Raw genomic sequence first — 16887 nt, 5'->3', positions numbered from 1 at the left:
CGCGCGTGCGCCACTGCGCCAGCGCGCCGGCGGCGTCGCCGATCGTGCCGGTCACCCACACGTCGTCGCCCACGCGCGCGCCGTCGCGGCGCAGCGCCTGGCCGGCGGGCACCAGGCCGAAGGCGGTGACGGTGAGCGACAGCGGGCCACGCGTGGTGTCGCCGCCCACCAACGAAACATCATGCTGGTCGGCGAGCTCGAGGAAACCGTCAAGGAAGGCGTCGAGCCAGGCATCGTCGGCGCCGGGCAGCGTCATCGCCAGCGTGCACCAGGCCGGCGTGGCGGCCATGGCGGCGAGGTCGCTCAGGTTCACGGCCAGGGTCTTCCAGCCCAGGTCGGCCGGCGCGGTTTCTTCCGGGAAATGCACGCCGGCCACCAGGGTGTCGCTGGTGACCACGAGCTGCTGGCCCGGCGGCACCGCCAGCACGGCGGCGTCGTCGCCGATGCCCAGCACCACGTCGTCGCGGCGCCGGGCGCGGGCCCGGATGCGGTCGATCAGGGCGAACTCGCCCGGCATCAGGACCGGCGGCTGGCCTGCGCCTCGGCCGCGCGCCAGGCGGCGGCGGCATGGTCGAGCACGCCGTTGACGAAGGTGTGGCCGTGCTCGGAGCCGAAACGCTTGGTGGTTTCGATGGCTTCGTTGATCACCACGCGGTAGGGCACGTCGACGCGGTGGCGCAGCTCGTAGGCGGCAATGCGCAGCACGGCGCGTTCGATCGGGTCGACCTGGGCGATGTCGCGGTCGAGGAACTCCGACAGCGCCGCGTCCAGCGAACCCAGGTTGTGCTCGACGCCGCGCACCAGGTCCTCGAAGTACTCGAGGTCGGCCACTTCCATGTCCTGCTCGTTGCGGAACTGGTCGATGACCTTGTTGATGGCGGTGTTCGACAGCTGCCAGGCGTAAACGGCCTGCAGGGCGCGGCGGCGGGCGCGCGAACGCGCGTGCGGGTCGATGCCGTCGGGGCGGGAATGCTTCATGCCAGTTTTCCAATCAGGTTGGCCATCTCGATCACCACCAGCGCGGCCTCTTCGCCCTTGTTGCCGTGGGTGCCGCCGGCGCGGGCCTCGGCGTGGGCGTAGTCGTCCACCGCCAGCACGCCGTTGGCCACGGGCACGCCGGTGTCGAGCGCCACGCGCATCAGGCCGCGGGCGCATTCGTCGGCCACCTGCTCGAAGTGGCGGGTGTCGCCGCGCACCACGCAGCCCAGCACGACCAGGCCGGCGTAGCCGATGCGGTCGAGCGCCTGGGCGGCGGCCACGGGCAGTTCCCAGGCGCCGGGCACGCGGATCACGTCCACGGCTTCGGCCGGGACGCCGTTGCCGGCGAACGCGCGCCGGGCGCCTTCGACCAGCGCATCGGTGATGCGCGGGTTCCAGCGGCTGGCGAGGATGGCATAGCGGGCCGAGCCGGGGCTCTGGACGTCGCCTTCGAAGTGGGCCATGGGGTGGGATCCTGCGGGGGGCGCCAGTTTACCCCGCGCCGCCCGGCGGCACGTACTCCACGACCTCCAGGCCGTAACCGGCCAGGCCCACCTGGCGCCGCGGCGTGCCCAGCACGCGCAGCTTGCCCAGGCCCAGGTCGGCCAGGATCTGGGCGCCGGCGCCGTTCCGGCGCCATTCCCGGGCGCGCGGGGACTCGGGCGGGCTGGTTTCGGTGATGCGGGCCAGCAGGTCGTCGGGCGTCATCGGCTCCGACAGCACCACCACCGCGCCCTCGCCCGCCGCGGCCACGGCCGCCAGGGCCTCGCCGGCGCTGACGCCGAAATCGGCGCGCTGCCACTGCAGCACGTCCGAGAGCGGGTTCTTCACGTGTACGCGCACCAGGGTGGGCGTGTCGGCCTTCGGCTTGCCGTGCACCAGCGCGAAATGCAGGTCGCGGCTGAGCCGGTCGCGGTAGGTGATCAGGCGGAACGGACCGTGCGCGGTGTCGATCGAACGCTCGTCCACGCGCTCGACGGTGTGTTCGTTCTCGAGCCGGTAGCGGATGAGTTCCTCGATCGAGCCGATCTTCAGGCCGTGTTCGGCGGCGAACTTCTCCAGCTCCGGGCGGCGCGCCATCGAGCCGTCGGGATTCAGGATTTCCACCAGCACGCCGGCCGGCTCCAGGCCCGCCAGCAGGGCCAGGTCGCTGGCGGCCTCGGTGTGGCCGCTGCGGGTGAGCACGCCGCCGGGCTGGGCCATCAGCGGGAAGATGTGGCCGGGCTGGGTCAGGTCGTCGGCGCTGGCGTCGGGGCGCACCGCGGTGCGGATGGTGTGCGCGCGGTCGTAGGCGCTGATGCCGGTGGTGACGCCCTCGGCCGCCTCGATCGAGACGGTGAAGTTGGTGTGGTAGGGCGAGTTGTTGTCGCGAACCATCGGGCCCAGGCCCAGCTGGCGGCAGCGTTCGCGCGTCAGCGACAGGCACACCAGGCCGCGCGCGTGCGTGACCATGAAATTGATGTCGCCGGGCTTCACCAGCTCGGCGGCCATGATCAGGTCGCCTTCGTTTTCGCGGTCCTCGTCGTCCACCACGACGACCATGCGGCCCTGGCGGATTTCCTCGAGCAGTTCGGGAACGGTGGCGAAGCTCATTTCGATTCCTCGCGAGCCGCCAGCAGGCGCTCGACGTAGCGGGCGACGGTGTCGACCTCGAGGTTGACGGCGGCGCCGACGGCGGTTTCGCCGAAGGCGGTGTGGGCCACGGTGTGCGGCACCAGGTTCACTTCGAACCCGGCGGCGTCCACGGCGTTGACGGTGAGGCTGGTGCCGTCCACGGCGATCGAGCCCTTGGGCGCAACGTAGCGCAGCACCGATGCCGGGGCCGTGAAGCGCCAGCGCTGCGAGCGGCCGTCGTCCCAGACCTTCTCGACCGCGCCCAGCGCGTCCACGTGGCCCGAGACCAGGTGGCCGCCCAGGCGGTCGGTGGGCAGCAGCGAACGTTCGAAGTTCACCGCGGCGCCCACCGGCAGCCGGCCCAGCGTGGTCAGGGCCAGGGTTTCGTTGGAGACGTCGGCATCCCAGCCTTCGTCGTCCCAGGCCACCACGGTGAGGCAGCAGCCGCTGACGGCGATCGATTCGCCCAGCGCGATGTCGTGGTGCGGCAAGGCGCCCCAGGCGAAGCGCAGGCGCTGGTCGCCGCCGCGGATGTCGCGCGCGGCCAGGCGGCCGACGGCCTGGATGAGTCCGGTGAACATGTCAGGCACGCTCCAGCAGCAGGCGCAGGTCGGGACCGACCTGGCGGGTTTCGAGCAGTTTCAGGCCGATGCGTTCGGCCATGGTGGCGGGCGTCAGGCCGGCCAGCAGCGGGCGGCCGCGGTCGCCGAGCAGCACGGGGGCGATGTAGACCAGCAGTTCGTCCACCAGGCCCGCGGCCATCAGCGCGCCGCTGAGCGTGGCGCCGGCTTCCACCTGCAGTTCGTTGACGCCGCGCTGGCCCAGCTGCGACAGCACCGCGGCGAGGTCGAGGCCGGGGCCGAGGCGGCGCACGGCGAAGGCGCTCACCTCGTCGCCGTAGTCGGGCACGATGTCGTCGCCGTGCACGGCCAGGGTGGGCGCGGCGCCGTCGGTGAGCAGGGCCGAGGCGGCCGGCAGCCGGCCGCGTTCGTCCAGCACCACGCGCAGCGGCGGCACGAATTCCTCGCCTTCCGGCAGGCGCACGGTGAGCCGCGGGTCGTCGGCCAGCACGGTGCCGATGCCGGTCATGATCGCGCCGGCGCGGGCGCGCCAGCGCATCACGTCGGCGCGGGCGGCGTCGGAGGTGATCCACTTCGATTCGCCGTTCTCCAGCGCGGTGCGGCCGTCCAGGCTCATCGCCAGCTTCACCCGCACCCAGGGCCGGCCGCGCTCGATGCGCGAGAAGAAGCCGCGGTTGATGCGGCGCGCGGCGGCTTCCATCAGTCCGAATTCGACGTCGATGCCGGCGGCGGCGAGCTTGGCGAACCCCTGCCCCGCCACCTGGTCGAAGGGGTCGCGGCAGGCCGCCACCACGCGCGTCACGCCGGCGGCCACCAGCGCGTCGGCGCAGGGCGGCGTGCGGCCGTGGTGGGCGCAGGGTTCGAGCGTGACGTAGGCGGTGGCGCCGCGCGCCCGTTCGCCGGCGGCGCGCAGCGCGTGCACCTCGGCATGCGGTTCGCCGGCGCGCTGGTGCCAGCCTTCGCCCAGCACGCGCGCGCCGTCGGCGACCACGCAGCCGACCATGGGGTTCGGGTGGGTCGTGAAGGCGCCGCGCTCGGCCAGCTGCAGGGCGCGGGCCATGTGGGCGTGGTCGTGGGCGGAAAACGCGCTCATGCGGGAAGGATGTCCATCAGCTGCACCGGGACGCCGCGCAGTGTGGCCGATCCGGCCGGGCGCCAGCCCAGGGCGGCGTAGAACGATGCGTGTTCGGGGGTGAACAGCCACAGCCGGCGCACGCCTTCACGCGCCGCCAACGCCACGCATTCGCGCACCAGGCGCGCGCCCAGGCCCTGGCCACGCGCTTCGGGCCGCACGTACAGGCTGGCCAGCCAGGCGTCGCCGACGTCGTTGAGCTCCGGCGCGTCCTCGTCCACCAGGCTCACCGAGCCCAGCAGCCGGTCGCCGTCGAGCGCCACCAGGGTGGTGGGGCGGCCGCGGCGGGTGGCGTGGTCGCGCAGTTCGGCGGTGGCGATGGCCAGGTCCCAGTCGGCGGGGTCGTAGAAATGGCCCCAGTGTTCGTGGTGCCAGCGCGCCAGCGTGGCCGCGTGGCCGGGGCAATCGGCCAGCGGCAGGATGCGCGCCGCGGTCACCGCTTGGCCTTGTCGGCCGCGGCGTCCAGCAGGGGCAGCTGCAGGCCCTCGAGGCCGGGCAGGTCGCGTTCGAGGCGCTCGATTTCCTCGCGGAAGGCCTGCACGTCCTCGAACTTGCGGTACACCGAGGCGAAGCGCACGTAGGCCACCTGGTCGAGCTTCTTGAGCTCGGCCATGACGAACTCGCCCACGCGCAGCGAGGGCAGTTCGCGTTCGCCGGTGAGGCGCAGGGCGTGCACCACCGCGCGCACGGCGCCGTCGATCTGCTCGGCCGAGACCGGCCGCTTCTGCAGCGCGCGGTCGAAGCTCACGCGCAGCTTGCGCTCGTCGAAGGCCTCGCGGCGGCCGTCGCTCTTCACGATGGCCGGCAACTTCAGTTCCGCCACCTCGAAGGTGTTGAACCGCTCGCCGCAGTGCTCGCATTCTCGGCGGCGGCGGATGGTGCTGCCGTCCTCGGACACGCGCGAATCGATCACGCGGGTGTCGGTGTGCTGGCAGAACGGGCAGTGCATCGCGTCGGTATCAGCCGTAGACGGGGAACTGGCGGCACTGCTTGGTGACGTTGTCGCGCACGCCGGCGATGACGTTCTCGTCGGTGGGCGCGTCGAGCACGTCGCAGATCCAGTTGGCCAGCGCCACGCAATCGGGCTCCTTGTAGCCGCGGGTGGTGACGGCCGGGGTGCCGATGCGCAGGCCCGAGGTGACGAAGGGCGAGCGCGGGTCGCCCGGCACCGAGTTCTTGTTCACGGTGATGTGGGCGGCGCCCAGCGCGGCCTCGGCGTCCTTGCCGGTGACGTCGCGGCCGATCAGGTCGATCAGCATCAGGTGGTTCTGCGTGCCGCCGGACACCACCTTGTAGCCGCGCGCCATGATGGCCTTGGCCATGGCCTGGGCGTTCTTCACCACCTGCTGCTGGTAGTCCTTGAACCCGGGCTCCAGCGCTTCCTTGAACGCCACCGCCTTGGCGGCGATCACGTGCATCAGCGGGCCGCCCTGGGTGCCCGGGAACACCAGCGACTGGAACTTCTTCTCCAGCTCTTCGTTGGCGCGGGCCAGGATGATGCCGCCGCGCGGGCCGCGCAGGGTCTTGTGGGTGGTGGAGGTGACCACGTCGGCGTGCGGCACCGGGTTCGGGTACAGGCCCGCGGCCACCAGGCCGGCGACATGCGCCATGTCGACGAAGAACCAGGCGCCGACCGACCTGGCGATTTCCGCCATGCGCGCCCAGTCCACCACCTGCGAGTAGGCGCTGAAGCCGGCGACCAGCATCTTCGGCTTGTGCTCGGTGGCCAGGCGCTGCACTTCGTCGTAGTCGATCAGGCCGTTTTCGTCCACGCCGTACTGCACGGCGTTGTAGATCTTGCCGCTGAAGTTCACCTTGGCGCCGTGGGTGAGGTGGCCGCCGTGGGCCAGGCTCATGCCCAGCACCGTGTCGCCCGGCTGCAGCAGGGCCATGTAGACCGCGATGTTGGCCGACGAACCCGAATGCGGCTGCACGTTGGCGTAGTGCGCGCCGAAGAGCTGCTTGACGCGCTCGATGGCCAGCTTCTCGGCGACGTCCACGTATTCGCAGCCGCCGTAGTAGCGCTTGCCCGGGTAACCCTCGGCGTACTTGTTGGTCAGCACGCTGCCCTGGGCCTCGAGCACGCGCGGGCTGGCGTAGTTCTCCGAGGCGATCAGCTCGACGTGGTCCTCCTGGCGCTGGAGTTCCCGGGCCATGGCCTGGGCCAGGTCGGGGTCGTAGCCGGCGATCTTCATATCCTTGGCGAACATCTGGGGGCCTTCCTCGGGGCGGATGCAGGCCGAAATTGTAGCCCCGACGGGGGTTTGCGGCCAGAACGGGGCCCGCGCGGGCCGCCGGGGCCGGGCCGCGGCGGCCCGGGATGCGCCCACCCCGCCGGGTGCGCGATAATGGGCGACCCTCCGAATCCCGGACCGGCTGCGCGGCTTCCCGCGCGGTCCCACCCCGTCCCGGCCGCGCGCCCCGCGCTCGCGCCCCCAGAACGAGAGACCCCATGTCGCAGTACATCTACACCATGATCGGCGTAAGCAAGACGGTGCCGCCGAAGCGCCAGATCATCAAGGACATCTCGCTGTCGTTCTACCCGGGCGCGAAGATCGGCCTGCTGGGCCTCAACGGCGCCGGCAAGTCCACCGTGCTGCGCATCATGGCCGGCGTGGACACTGATTTCACCGGCGAGGCGCGCCCGCAGCCGGGCATCAAGGTGGGCTACCTGGAGCAGGAGCCCAAGCTCAACCCGGAGCACACCGTGCGCCAGGCCGTGGAGGAGGGCGTGGGCGACCTGCTCAATGCCCAGGCCGCGCTCGACGCCGTGTACGCGGCCTACGCCGAGCCGGACGCCGACTTCGACAAGCTGGCCGCCGAGCAGCAGCGCCTGGAGGCCATCCTGGCCACCGGCGACGCCGCCACGCTGGAACTGCAGCTGGAAATCGCCGCCGACGCCCTGCGCCTGCCGCCCTGGGACGCCAAGGTGGGCCCGCTGTCGGGCGGCGAGAAGCGCCGCGTGGCGCTGTGCCGCCTGCTGCTGTCCAAGCCCGACATGCTGCTGCTCGACGAACCCACCAACCACCTCGACGCCGAGTCGGTCGAGTGGCTGGAACAGTTCCTGGCCCGCTTCCCGGGCACCGTGGTGGCCGTCACCCACGACCGCTACTTCCTCGACAACGCCGCCGAGTGGATCCTCGAGCTCGACCGCGGCCGCGGTATTCCCTGGAAGGGCAACTACAGCGAGTGGCTGCAGCAGAAGACCGAGCGCCTGAAGCAGGAAGAGGCCCAGGAAAAGGGCCGCCAGAAGGCGCTGCAGAAGGAACTCGAGTGGGCCCGCCAGAACGCCAAGGGCGGCCGCAGCAAGGGCAAGGCGCGCCTGCAGCGCCTCGAGGACCTGCAGTCGGTCGAATACCAGAAGCGCAACGAGACCAATGAAATCTTCATCCCGCCGGGCGAGCGCCTGGGCGACAAGGTGATCGAGTTCAAGAACGTCTCGAAGAGCTTCGGCGACCGCCTGCTGATCGACGACCTCAACATCACCATCCCGCCGGGCGCGATTGTTGGAATTATCGGTCCCAATGGCGCCGGCAAGTCGACGCTGTTCAAGATGATCACGGGCCAGGAGAAGCCGGACAAGGGCGAGGTCAACATCGGCCACACGGTGAAGATCGCCTACGTCGACCAGAGCCGCGACGCGCTGGAAGCCGACAAGAACGTCTGGCAGGCGGTGTCGGGCGGCAGCGACATCATCACCATCGGCAAGGTGGAGGTGCAGTCGCGCGCCTACATCGGCCGCTTCAACTTCAAGGGCAGCGACCAGCAGAAGCTCGTGGGCACGCTCTCGGGCGGCGAGCGCGGCCGCCTGCACATGGCCAAGACCCTGCTGCAGGGCGGCAACGTGCTGCTGCTCGACGAACCGTCGAACGACCTGGACATCGAAACCCTGCGCGCGCTGGAAGACGCCCTGCTCGAGTTCCCGGGCTGCGCCCTCGTCATCTCGCACGACCGCTGGTTCCTGGACCGCATCGCCACGCACATCCTCGCCTTCGAGGGCGATTCGCACGTGGAGTTCTACCAGGGTAACTACCGCGAGTACGAGGAAGACAAGAAGCGCCGCCTCGGCGAGGAAGGCGCCAAGCCGCACCGCCTGCGCTACAAGGCGCTCAAGTAAGCCGCGCCGCGGGCAAGGCGACAGGGGACGGGCCGCGCAAGCGGCCCGTTTCTTTTCCCGGCCCGCGCACTTGTCGCGCCCGCCGGCGCGCGCGACCATGCCCCTGCCCGACCCGGGCGGATCGGAGGGGAGTCCGATGCAAATTCAATCCAAGGTGCCGGTTTGGTTCACCGTGCTGGCGGTGCTGGCCCTGCTGTGGAACCTCGTGGGCTGCCTGGCCGTGGCGGCCGACCTGGTGGTGGTCGCCACCGGCGCGGTGGGCCAGCTGCCCGCCGACCAGCAGGCACTCTACGCCGCGCGGCCGGCCTGGGCCGTCGTCGGCTCGGTGGTGGCCGTGCTCGCGGGCCTGGCCGGCAGCCTGGGGCTGCTGATGCGCCGTCGCTGGGCCATGCCGCTGCTGCTGGCCTCGCTGGCCGGCCTGGTGCTGCAGGACCTGGGCTTCGTGCTGATGGCGCGCAGCGTCGAATTGCCGGCGATGGCGCTGGGCATGCAGGCCCTCGTGGCCGCCATCGCGGTGGGCCTGGTGCTGCTGGCGCGCCTGGCCGGCCGCCGCGGCTGGCTGCGCTGAGGCCCGCTCAGGAATCGAGCGCGGCTTCCTGGGGCTGGCCCGGGTCCCGGGCCGGCCCCACTTCGCAGCCGCCGCAGATGCGCATTTCGCCGCGGCGGCTGCGCAGCGCCTCGACGAAACCGGCGCGGGCGGCGCCGGCCAGCACTTCGTTGTAGGTCTGCTGGCGCAGGTTGCCCAGCATGCCGGCCTGCGGGTGCACGCAGCAGGGCACCACGGTGCCGTCGGCGTCGGCGTAGAGCTGGTTCACCTCGCCGTCCCAGGGGTGCTCGGTGAATTCGGACGGGTCCGCCATGAACAGGCAGACGCCCTGCCCCGGCCGGGGCTCGCGGCCGGTCATGTTCTGGCTCGATTCCGGCAGCCACATCCAGCGGCGGAAACGCGGCGTCCAGCCGCGCGGCAGCAGGAAGGCGTTCCAGCGCTCGCGCGCGGCCGGGTCTTCGCACACGGTCATCGTGCGCAGCTCGATGTCCTGGCCGTGCTTGTCGCACAGGGCCTTGGTGCGTTCGAGGAACTGCTCCAGCTTCGCCCAGGTGGAGGGCGGGCGCAGGCGTTCGTAGTCTTCCGGGGTGCCGTCGCCGTCGCAGCTGGCGATGATGCGCGTGAGCACGCCGCTGGCGATGGCGCGCTCGAAGTCGTCCCAGTAAACCTTCTGCGCGTTGGTGGACAGCTCCACCTGCTCCACCTTCCACTTCTGCCGCGGGATGTGCGCCAGCAGGCCCGAGAGGTTGCGGTGCAGCAGCGGCTCGCCGAAGTTGAACAGCCGCAGCAGGTGGATGCGCTGCACGTCGATGTTGGCCAGGATGGCCGCGAAATCGGCCTCTTCCACCTGCCGCACCTTGGGCTGCAGCACCGAGTTCGGGCAGCCGACGCAGCGCAGCTGGCAGCCGTGCACGATGTCGACGTGCGCGAGGAAGATGCTGGTGGCGGGCGCGCGGCTCATGCCTGCGAAGCCTGCCGCCGGCGACGCCAAGCCTGCGTGAGCAGCGCCAGCGGGAAGTGCAGCCACAGCGCCGCGAACACCAGCGGCCGCTGCCAGGCCGGGGTGCCCGCCGCCTCGAACTTGCGGAAATAGCGCCACAGCCCGCGGTGTTTCTGGAATTCCACCCACACCGGCCGGCGCCGGCTGGACACGCCGCGCAGGTGGGTGACCGCCAGGTCGTTGGCCACCACCACCTCGTAACCGGCCTCGCGCACGCGGCGGCACAGGTCCAGGTCCTCGGCGTGCAGGCGGTAGCCTTCGTCGAAGCCGTCCAGGCGCGCGAACAGCACCGCCGGCAGCAGCATCAGCGCGCCGGAAACGGCGTCCACGGCCTGCACGGCCTGCGCCGGGTCGCGGCCCAGGAACAGGTTCTCGCGCCGGCCCAGCGAAAACAGCTGCTCGCGCAGCGAAGGATCGGCGCGGCGCGAGGCCGGGTCGGGCACGCCCCGTTCGTCGCGCTGCTCCACGCCCAGCAGGCCGGCGCCCGGCCGCGCGACGGCGTGTTCGACCAGGCGCGAGAGCGTGTCGCGCGCCACGAAGGCATCGGGGTTCACGAAGGCGATCCAGGGCTGGGCGATGGCCGTGGCGCCCTGGTTGCAGGCGGCGGCGAAACCACGGTTCTCGAGGTTGCGCACCAGGCCCAGGCGCGGGTCGCGCCGCACCAGGCGCTCGACGCGTTCGGCGGTGTCGTCGGGCGAGGCGTTGTCCACCACCAGCAGGCGCACCACGTGGCGCGCGGCCAGCAGCGCCTCCAGGCAGGCTTCGATGGTGGAGGCGCTGGCGTGGGTGACCACCACCACGCCGATGTCGCGCGCGCCGAGATCGAGCGCGGGCTGGGCGTCGTGCGGGGTGTTCACGACTGGCCCCGCAGGCGCGCCAGTTCGGCTTCCAGGTGCGCGATGTGGGCGGCGGCGGCGCGGTTGCGGCGCACCTCGTCGCGGTAGTCGGCGTACACCGACTCGGCCAGGTCGCCGTGCAGCGACAGCGCCGGCAGCGTTTCGAGCACGCCCGGCTCGCGCGCGCAGGCGGCGAGCAGGTACATGGGTTCGTAGGCCAGCCCGTCCACCAGCCCGCCTTCGGTGTCCGTGCTGGCGGCGGCCGGACCCGTGCCTTCGAGGTCCCAGAGCACCGACTGGAACAGCAGCTTTTGCCCAAACAGCCGGCGCGCCGGGAAGCGCGGCGCCAGCAGCGCCTCGAACTGGTCGCGGTAGAGCTCGCGCACGTGGTGCGGGTTCTGCGTGCCGGCCAGGTCGGTGTAGGTGCGCTTGTCGGGCGTGGACACCAGCAGCAGCCCCCCCGGCGCCAGCAGGCGCGCGAAACCGTCGAGCAGGCGCTCCTGGGCCTCGAGGTGCTCCAGCGTCTCGAAGCTGGCGATGAGGTCGAAGCTGGCCGCCGGCAGGTGGTCGAGGGCGGTCACGTCGGCCTGTTCGAAGCGCAGCCCCGGCTCGGCGCCGTAGCGGGCGCGGGCGTGGGCGATGGCGTCGGCGCCGATGTCCAGGCCCAGCACCTGGCCGCCGGCGCGGGCCAGCAGCGCGCTGCCGTAACCCTCGCCGCAGGCCGCGTCGAGCACGCGCCGGCCGGCGGCCAGCGGCCGCGCCAGGGCGTAGCGGTGCCAGTGCTCGTAGGCGATCTCGCGCTCGCACTCGGGCGTGTAGCGCTCGCCGGTGAACGGCAGGACGGACGTGGGGGACATGGTGCGAATGCTAGCCGAACAGGTCCCGCTGCGGGCCGGAACGGGCCAGTTCTTCCATCTTTTCCTGCAGCCGCGCCCGCAGCGGCCGCAGCGGGTCGGCCATGATGAAACGCGCCACCCGCTCGTTGTAGTCGGGCCAGCGCGCCAGCAGGCGCGCCAGGTTGTCGCCGTTGGGGGCGATGTCGAGCGGACCGAACGAGGCGCCGCCCTGGTGCACCACGTAGGCCGCGTCGCAGAGCACGTTGCGCCAGCCCATGGCGGCGGCGCGCAGGCAGAAGTCGTTTTCCTCGCCATAACCCAGGCCGAAGGTGGCGGCGTCGAAACCACCCAGCTGGCGCAGCGCGGCGCGCCGCACGAACATGCAGAAGCCCACGGCCGTGGGCAACTCGGGGTACTGCGGCGGCAGCGCGGCGGCGGCTTCGGCGATGGCGTCGGGGTGCCCGGGCGCCGGGTTGGGTTCGCAGAAGCGCGGGAAGGAGCAGATCTCGGCGTTGTTCGACCAGGGCGTGATGGTGGCGATGCGCTCGTCGCTGGCGGCGCAGCGGGCCAGCTGCTGCAGCCAGCCGGCGGTGGGAATGGTGTCGGAATTGAGCAGCACCACGTCGTCGTCGCCGGTTTCGGCGAAGGCGGCGTTGCAGTTGGCCGGGAAGCCCATGTTCAGTTCGCGGCGCACGTAGCGGGCCTTGAGCGGGCTGCGGTAGCACCAGCTGCGCGCCATCGGGTTGATGCGCGGGTCGCTGGAGGCGTCGTCGGCCAGCAGCACTTCGCTGCCGGCCGGCAGGGTGCGGTCGAGCGCGGCCAGGCAGGCGTCGAGCGCCTCGAGCGCGTTGTGGATGGGCACGATGACGGTGGGCAGGCGGTTCACGGGGCCCTCCAGGCATGCGGCAGCCGCACCAGGCCGAATTCGCGCGATTCGCCGCTGACCACCAGTTCGCGTTCGCGCTGGTCGAACAGGCGCAGGCCCTCGGCGTCGAGCGCGATGGCGCGCAGGCGGTAGCGGCCCGGCAGCAGCGGCAGCGCCGGGAAATCCACCACGAAGCGGAAGCGGCCCTGGCCGAGGGCTTCGGGCGCGGCGCCGTCCATTTCCGAGCTGACGCCGTACACCGGCGTGCCGTCGGCGTGCAGCCAGCCGAGCATGGCCACCGGCGGGCGGCCGTCGCGGCTGGCCAGTTCGATTTCGCAGCGCAGCGCGCCGCCCTGCCCCAGCGCCACCGGGCCGTCGCCGGCGTCGCCGTTCAGGCGCACGGCGGCGAGGCTGACCTCGCCCGGCGTACGCGCGGTGGCCGCGGCCTCGCTGGCGGCCTCGCCGGCGGATTTTTCCGCCTGCGCGGCCTCGTAGGCCTGGCTCACTTCGAACACGTCGCCCAGCGCGCGCACGCGGCCGTGCTGCAGCCAGAGCGCGCGCCGGCATAGCTTTCGCACGTGGTAGAGGCTGTGCGAAACCAGCAGCAGGGTGCCGCCGCCGGCCAGGTAATCGTCGAGCCAGCGGATGCACTTGCGCTGGAAGGCCTCGTCGCCCACCGCCAGCACCTCGTCGGTGACCAGCAGCGCCGGCCGCACCGCGGCGATGATGGCGAAGCCCAGGCGCACCACCATGCCGGACGAATAATGCTTCACCGGCTCGTCGAGGTAGCTGCCGATGTCGGCGAAGGCTTCGATTTCCGGCAGTTTGGCCGCGAGCGCCTTCGCGTCCAGGCCGTGCAGCGCGGCCGAGAGCCGCACGTTGTCGCGGCCGCTGAGTTCCGGGTGGAATCCCGCGCCCAGCTCCAGCAGCGCGCCGACGCGGCCGCGCGTGTGCACGTGGCCGGCGCTGGGCGTGAGCACGCCGGTGACCAGCTTGAGCAGGGTGGACTTGCCGGCGCCGTTCTCGCCGATGATGGCCAGCGACTCGCCCGGCTGCACGGAAAAATCCACGCCCTCGAGCACGCTCACGTGGCGGCGCGCCGGGCGCCCGCGCAGCACGTCCCAGAGCGCGCTGGCGCGGTCGCCGCGGTGGCCCAGCACCGGGTAGCGCTTGCCCAGGCCGCGGGCTTCGACCAGCGGCGTGCTCACAGGAAATCCTCCAGGTGCGCGCGGCCCCGCCGCAGCAGCGCCTGCGCCGCCAGCAGCAGCAGCGCCGCCGCCAGCGCGCAGGCGGCCAGCGCGGCCCAGTCCACGGGCAGGCCGGAGAACGCCGCGCGCACGGTTTCCACCGGCACGGTCATCGGGTTGGCGACCAGCCAGGGCGCCACCGCCGGCGGCAGCACCGCGCGGTCGTAGAGCACCGGCGTCAGGAAAAACAGCAGTACCAGGCCCTGCCCGGTGACCGCCGCGATGTCGCGCAGGAACACCTGCAGCACCGCCAGCAGCCGCGCCAGCGCCAGCGCCAGCACCGCCACCACGCCCAGCGCGGCCAGCACCGCCGGCAGGCCCGACGCGGCCAGCGGCACGCCGAAGGCCAGCAGCGCCAGCAGCACGAGCACGAAGCCGCCCAGGTCGATCAGCGCGCTCGCCGCCACCCGGCTGTCCACGTACAGGCCGTGCGGCACGGCCACCTTGCCGATCAGCGCGGCGTTGTCGGTGAGCGCGGTGACGCCGCGGTTGGCGGCGTTGGACAGCAGGTTCCAGGGCCACAGGCCCAGCGCGAGGAACGCCGCATACGGCAGCTCGCCGCCGCCGGTGGCGCGCGCCGGCAGCAGCGCGCCGAACACCAGCGCCAGCACCGCCAGCTGCAGCAGCGGCAGCAACACCAGCCAAGCCGCGCCGAGCAGGCTGCCGCGGTAGCGCTCTTCCAGTTCCCGGCGCAGCAGCTCGCGGAAAACGGCGCGGACGGCCGGACGCATGTCAGCGCGGGTCGTCTTCCCGGCGCAGCGGGTCGAGCGCGCGGAAGCGTTCGCCGTATTCGTCGGTCAGGCGACGGGCCTCGTTCGGGTCGCGGATGACGCGCGGGGTGACCAGGATGATCACTTCCGAGCGGTCCTTCTTGTCGGACTTGCTGCCGAACAGGCCGCCCACCACCGGCAGCCGGCCCAGGCCGGGCACGCCGGAACTGCCCTGGGAGACGCTGTCGGTGATCAGGCCGGCCAGCATCACCGTCTCGCCACTCTTCACGGCGGCCTCGGTGACGAGGTTGCGCTTGTTGATGGGAACGTTGCCGGTCGGGTCGTCGGGGCGCGCGGCACCGGGCGAGCTCACTTCCTGGTCGATTTCCATGAACACGGTGCCGTCGCGGCTGATGCGCGGCTTCACGGTGAGGATGACGCCGGTGTCGAGGTACTGCACCTGGGTGTAAGTGCCGGTGCCGCCGCCGGTCTGGTCGCCCAGGATGGGGTTGAAGCTGGTGCTGTTGACCGGGATCTTGGTGCCCACGTCGAGCTTGGCTTCGGCGTTGTTGCGCACCACCACCGAGGGCGTGGACAGCACCCGCACGTCGGTGACCGAATCGAGCGCGGACACCACCGCGGCGGCATTACGGCCCAGGAAGGTCCAGCCCAGGCCGCCGTCGCCGGTGACGCTGCCGGCGATGTCGCCCCAGATGTCGCGGCCGGCCGCGCTGGGCAGGTCGGCATCCTCGACGGCGTTCTCGAAGAACCAGTTCACGCCGTAGCTGAGCTCGCCGGTGAGCTGCACTTCCACCACCTGCGCCTCGATGTGCACCTGCAGCGGCATGGTGTCCAGGCGCTCGATGGTGCGGCGGATCGATTCCCACTGGCCCGGCGTGGCGCGCACGAGCAGGGCGTTGCTTTCCTCGACCGCGCTCACCGACACGTCGTCGGAGGCGCCGATGGCGATGCCGTTGCCCGCGCCGCCGCCCGCAGCGCCGGCGTTGCCCGGGGCCGAGGCGGCCGCCTCGGCGCGCGCCTTCGGGTCGGCGGCGTCGGCGGCGGGAGTGTTGATGGAACGGATCTGCACCGGCTCCAGGCCCGGCATCAGCGAGGGCGGGCCGCCGCTGGCAGACGAGCCGCTGGAATAGCCGCCGCCGAACACCTGGCTCAGCTGCTCGGCCAGGTCGGTCGCCTTCATGTACAGCACTTCGTAGGTGTACAGGCGCGCGCCTTCGCCGCCGCCGGCGTCCAGGCGCTCGATCCAGGCCTGCGCCTCGCGCAGGTACTTCGGCTGCGGGGTGATCACCAGCACGGCGTTCTGGCCCTGCAGCGGCATGAAGCGGAACATGCCCGACACCGGGGTGCTGCCGCCTTCGCCGAACACCGCCTCGAGCTCCTGCACCACCGCGTCGGCTTCCGCCGACAGCAGCGGGAACACGCCCACCGACATGCCGGCCAGCCAGTCCACGTCGAAGATCTCGACCGTGCGCAGGTAGTTCTGCAGCTCGGCGCGGCTGCCGGCGAGCACGATCAGGTTGCGGGCGTTGTCGGTGCTCACCACCGCGTTCGGGCGCGCGTAGGGCTCGAGCACCTTCTTCATCTCGGTGGCCGAGATGAACTGCAGCGGCACCGCGCGCACTTCGTAGCCGCGGGCATCGCCGGCGCCGCCGGTGCGGGGCGAGAGGTTGCCGGCGATGGCCTGCTCGGTGGGCAGCACGTTGTAGCGGCCGTCCATCCACACCAGGCGCGCGTTGTTCCAGCCCAGCACCATTTCCAGCAGGCCCAGGGCCTGCTGCGCGTTCACCGGTCGCGGCGTGGCCAGCGTCACCTGGCCCTGCACGCCGGGCGCGATCACGTAGTTCTGCTGCAGCAGGTCGCCCAGGATGACCTTGACCACCGCATGCACCGGCTCGCCTTCGAAGTTGAAGGTGGCCTCGCCGGGCTGGTCGAGCGAGGGCGGCGGCGTGGCGGCGACGCGCTGGTTGATCACCTGGCCGGTGCCGGGCGTGAGCGTGGCGGCGGACGGGGACGAGGACGGCACGGACGCCGCGGCTTCAGCGCCGGTGTCGGCCTGGGCTTCGGCGCCGGTGGCCTCGCGGCTGATCACCGGGGTGCCGGCCATCGGGTCGTCGCCGCGGCGCATGACGGGCGCGGCGGGCGTGGCGCAGCCGGCCAGGAAGGCCAGCAGGGCCAGCGCGAGCACGGGGGCGGGACGGAGTCGGGAATTCATGCGGCTACTCTACCTTCTGGCCATTCCGGCGCGCGGCGTCCTCGCGCATCTGGGCGCGCCGCGCCTCGATGCGCCGGCGGATCGCCTCCACCTGTTGTTCCTGCGATAGCTCGCCTTCGGCGGCCGGGGCCGGCGTGGCTGCTGGCGCCGCGGCGGGCGCGGGGTTGGTGGCGGCCGGGCCGGCGGTGGCG

General features: G+C 72.1%; 18 protein-coding genes and 1 pseudogene. 2 read left to right on the top strand and 17 right to left on the bottom strand.

Annotation, left to right across the window (positions count from 1 at the left end):
* The 9 genes from thiL to glyA form a co-directional block, all read right to left on the bottom strand.
* Nucleotides 1-517 (bottom strand): thiamine-phosphate kinase (thiL, locus tag N790_RS13550; RefSeq protein WP_043805056.1); only part of this gene is annotated, 517 nt, incomplete at its 3' end.
* Nucleotides 517-978 carry a transcription antitermination factor NusB gene (gene nusB, locus N790_RS13545; RefSeq protein WP_043805054.1) on the bottom strand — a complete coding sequence of 154 codons (462 nt, stop codon included), beginning with the start codon at nucleotides 976-978 and terminating at the stop codon, nucleotides 517-519. The genes thiL and nusB, both read right to left, overlap by 1 nt.
* Nucleotides 975-1442 carry a 6,7-dimethyl-8-ribityllumazine synthase gene (ribH, locus tag N790_RS13540; RefSeq protein ID WP_043805053.1) on the bottom strand — a complete coding sequence of 156 codons (468 nt, stop codon included), beginning with the start codon at nucleotides 1440-1442 and terminating at the stop codon, nucleotides 975-977. Before ribH ends, nusB begins: the two co-directional genes overlap by 4 nt.
* A 28-nt stretch (nucleotides 1443-1470) precedes the next feature.
* Nucleotides 1471-2571 (bottom strand): 3,4-dihydroxy-2-butanone-4-phosphate synthase, encoded by a 1101-nt coding sequence (ribB, locus tag N790_RS13535; protein ID WP_043805051.1) that lies wholly within the window; start codon nucleotides 2569-2571, stop codon nucleotides 1471-1473.
* Nucleotides 2568-3173: a riboflavin synthase gene (locus tag N790_RS13530; RefSeq protein WP_043805050.1), complete on the bottom strand. Its 606-nt coding sequence runs from the start codon at nucleotides 3171-3173 to the stop codon at nucleotides 2568-2570. Before N790_RS13530 ends, ribB begins: the two co-directional genes overlap by 4 nt.
* 1 nt (nucleotide 3174) lies before the next feature.
* Nucleotides 3175-4266 (bottom strand): bifunctional diaminohydroxyphosphoribosylaminopyrimidine deaminase/5-amino-6-(5-phosphoribosylamino)uracil reductase RibD, encoded by a 1092-nt coding sequence (gene ribD / locus N790_RS13525; RefSeq protein WP_043805049.1) that lies wholly within the window; start codon nucleotides 4264-4266, stop codon nucleotides 3175-3177.
* Nucleotides 4263-4742, bottom strand: coding sequence for a GNAT family N-acetyltransferase (locus tag N790_RS13520; RefSeq protein WP_052385969.1), 480 nt, complete (start codon nucleotides 4740-4742; stop codon nucleotides 4263-4265). The genes ribD and N790_RS13520 overlap by 4 nt, the downstream gene beginning before the upstream one ends.
* Nucleotides 4739-5254, bottom strand: a complete 516-nt coding sequence (gene nrdR, locus N790_RS13515) for a transcriptional regulator NrdR (protein WP_043805047.1) — start codon at nucleotides 5252-5254, stop codon at nucleotides 4739-4741. Before nrdR ends, N790_RS13520 begins: the two co-directional genes overlap by 4 nt.
* Before the next feature lie 10 nt (nucleotides 5255-5264).
* Nucleotides 5265-6515, bottom strand: a complete 1251-nt coding sequence (gene glyA / locus N790_RS13510) for a serine hydroxymethyltransferase (RefSeq protein ID WP_043805046.1) — start codon at nucleotides 6513-6515, stop codon at nucleotides 5265-5267.
* Between the two features lie 242 nt (nucleotides 6516-6757).
* Between glyA and ettA the strand changes: the two genes are divergently transcribed.
* Nucleotides 6758-8422 carry an energy-dependent translational throttle protein EttA gene (ettA, locus tag N790_RS13505; RefSeq protein ID WP_043805045.1) on the top strand — a complete coding sequence of 555 codons (1665 nt, stop codon included), beginning with the start codon at nucleotides 6758-6760 and terminating at the stop codon, nucleotides 8420-8422.
* Between the two features lie 136 nt (nucleotides 8423-8558).
* Nucleotides 8559-8990, top strand: a complete 432-nt coding sequence (locus tag N790_RS13500) for a hypothetical protein (protein ID WP_043805041.1) — start codon at nucleotides 8559-8561, stop codon at nucleotides 8988-8990.
* A gap of 7 nt (nucleotides 8991-8997) precedes the next feature.
* Here N790_RS13500 and N790_RS13495 read toward each other — a convergent pair whose 3' ends face one another.
* The 8 genes and pseudogenes from N790_RS13495 to N790_RS16535 form a co-directional block, all read right to left on the bottom strand.
* Entirely contained in the window at nucleotides 8998-9930 is a 933-nt protein-coding gene (locus N790_RS13495) for a radical SAM/SPASM domain-containing protein (protein ID WP_043805039.1), read from the bottom strand.
* Entirely contained in the window at nucleotides 9927-10826 is a 900-nt protein-coding gene (locus tag N790_RS13490) for a glycosyltransferase family 2 protein (protein ID WP_084062946.1), read from the bottom strand. The genes N790_RS13495 and N790_RS13490 overlap by 4 nt, the downstream gene beginning before the upstream one ends.
* Complete coding sequence (locus N790_RS13485; protein ID WP_052385968.1) at nucleotides 10823-11662, bottom strand: class I SAM-dependent methyltransferase; 840 nt, start codon at nucleotides 11660-11662, stop codon at nucleotides 10823-10825. Before N790_RS13485 ends, N790_RS13490 begins: the two co-directional genes overlap by 4 nt.
* 10 nt (nucleotides 11663-11672) lie before the next feature.
* Nucleotides 11673-12527, bottom strand: a complete 855-nt coding sequence (locus N790_RS13480; RefSeq protein WP_043805037.1) for a glycosyltransferase family 2 protein — start codon at nucleotides 12525-12527, stop codon at nucleotides 11673-11675.
* Complete coding sequence (locus tag N790_RS13475; RefSeq protein WP_043805035.1) at nucleotides 12524-13714, bottom strand: ABC transporter ATP-binding protein; 1191 nt, start codon at nucleotides 13712-13714, stop codon at nucleotides 12524-12526. Before N790_RS13475 ends, N790_RS13480 begins: the two co-directional genes overlap by 4 nt.
* Complete coding sequence (locus N790_RS13470; RefSeq protein WP_052385967.1) at nucleotides 13711-14484, bottom strand: ABC transporter permease; 774 nt, start codon at nucleotides 14482-14484, stop codon at nucleotides 13711-13713. The genes N790_RS13475 and N790_RS13470 overlap by 4 nt, the downstream gene beginning before the upstream one ends.
* A gap of 1 nt (nucleotide 14485) precedes the next feature.
* Nucleotides 14486-16696: a type II secretion system secretin GspD gene (gspD, locus tag N790_RS13465; protein ID WP_043805034.1), complete on the bottom strand. Its 2211-nt coding sequence runs from the start codon at nucleotides 16694-16696 to the stop codon at nucleotides 14486-14488.
* A gap of 4 nt (nucleotides 16697-16700) precedes the next feature.
* Nucleotides 16701-16887: pseudogene (locus N790_RS16535) on the bottom strand (hypothetical protein); the annotation flags it as partial.

This window comes from Arenimonas malthae CC-JY-1 (assembly GCF_000747075.1).
Classification (GTDB): domain Bacteria; phylum Pseudomonadota; class Gammaproteobacteria; order Xanthomonadales; family Xanthomonadaceae; genus Arenimonas; species Arenimonas malthae.
Note: the sequence above shows the minus strand (reverse complement) of the source record. Positions and strands in the feature narration are given on the sequence as shown.

Coding starts and splice junctions, on each gene's coding strand:
- N790_RS13530 (WP_043805050.1), bottom strand. CDS start 3,173: ATGTTCACCGGACTCATCCAGGCCGTCGGCCGCCTGGCCGCGCGCGAC.
- N790_RS13470 (WP_052385967.1), bottom strand. CDS start 14,484: ATGCGTCCGGCCGTCCGCGCCGTTTTCCGCGAGCTGCTGCGCCGGGAA.
- N790_RS13500 (WP_043805041.1), top strand. CDS start 8,559: ATGCAAATTCAATCCAAGGTGCCGGTTTGGTTCACCGTGCTGGCGGTG.
- N790_RS13495 (WP_043805039.1), bottom strand. CDS start 9,930: ATGAGCCGCGCGCCCGCCACCAGCATCTTCCTCGCGCACGTCGACATC.
- ribH (WP_043805053.1), bottom strand. CDS start 1,442: ATGGCCCACTTCGAAGGCGACGTCCAGAGCCCCGGCTCGGCCCGCTAT.
- gspD (WP_043805034.1), bottom strand. CDS start 16,696: ATGAATTCCCGACTCCGTCCCGCCCCCGTGCTCGCGCTGGCCCTGCTG.
- ribB (WP_043805051.1), bottom strand. CDS start 2,571: ATGAGCTTCGCCACCGTTCCCGAACTGCTCGAGGAAATCCGCCAGGGC.
- nrdR (WP_043805047.1), bottom strand. CDS start 5,254: ATGCACTGCCCGTTCTGCCAGCACACCGACACCCGCGTGATCGATTCG.
- ettA (WP_043805045.1), top strand. CDS start 6,758: ATGTCGCAGTACATCTACACCATGATCGGCGTAAGCAAGACGGTGCCG.
- glyA (WP_043805046.1), bottom strand. CDS start 6,515: ATGTTCGCCAAGGATATGAAGATCGCCGGCTACGACCCCGACCTGGCC.
- N790_RS13485 (WP_052385968.1), bottom strand. CDS start 11,662: ATGTCCCCCACGTCCGTCCTGCCGTTCACCGGCGAGCGCTACACGCCC.
- ribD (WP_043805049.1), bottom strand. CDS start 4,266: ATGAGCGCGTTTTCCGCCCACGACCACGCCCACATGGCCCGCGCCCTG.
- nusB (WP_043805054.1), bottom strand. CDS start 978: ATGAAGCATTCCCGCCCCGACGGCATCGACCCGCACGCGCGTTCGCGC.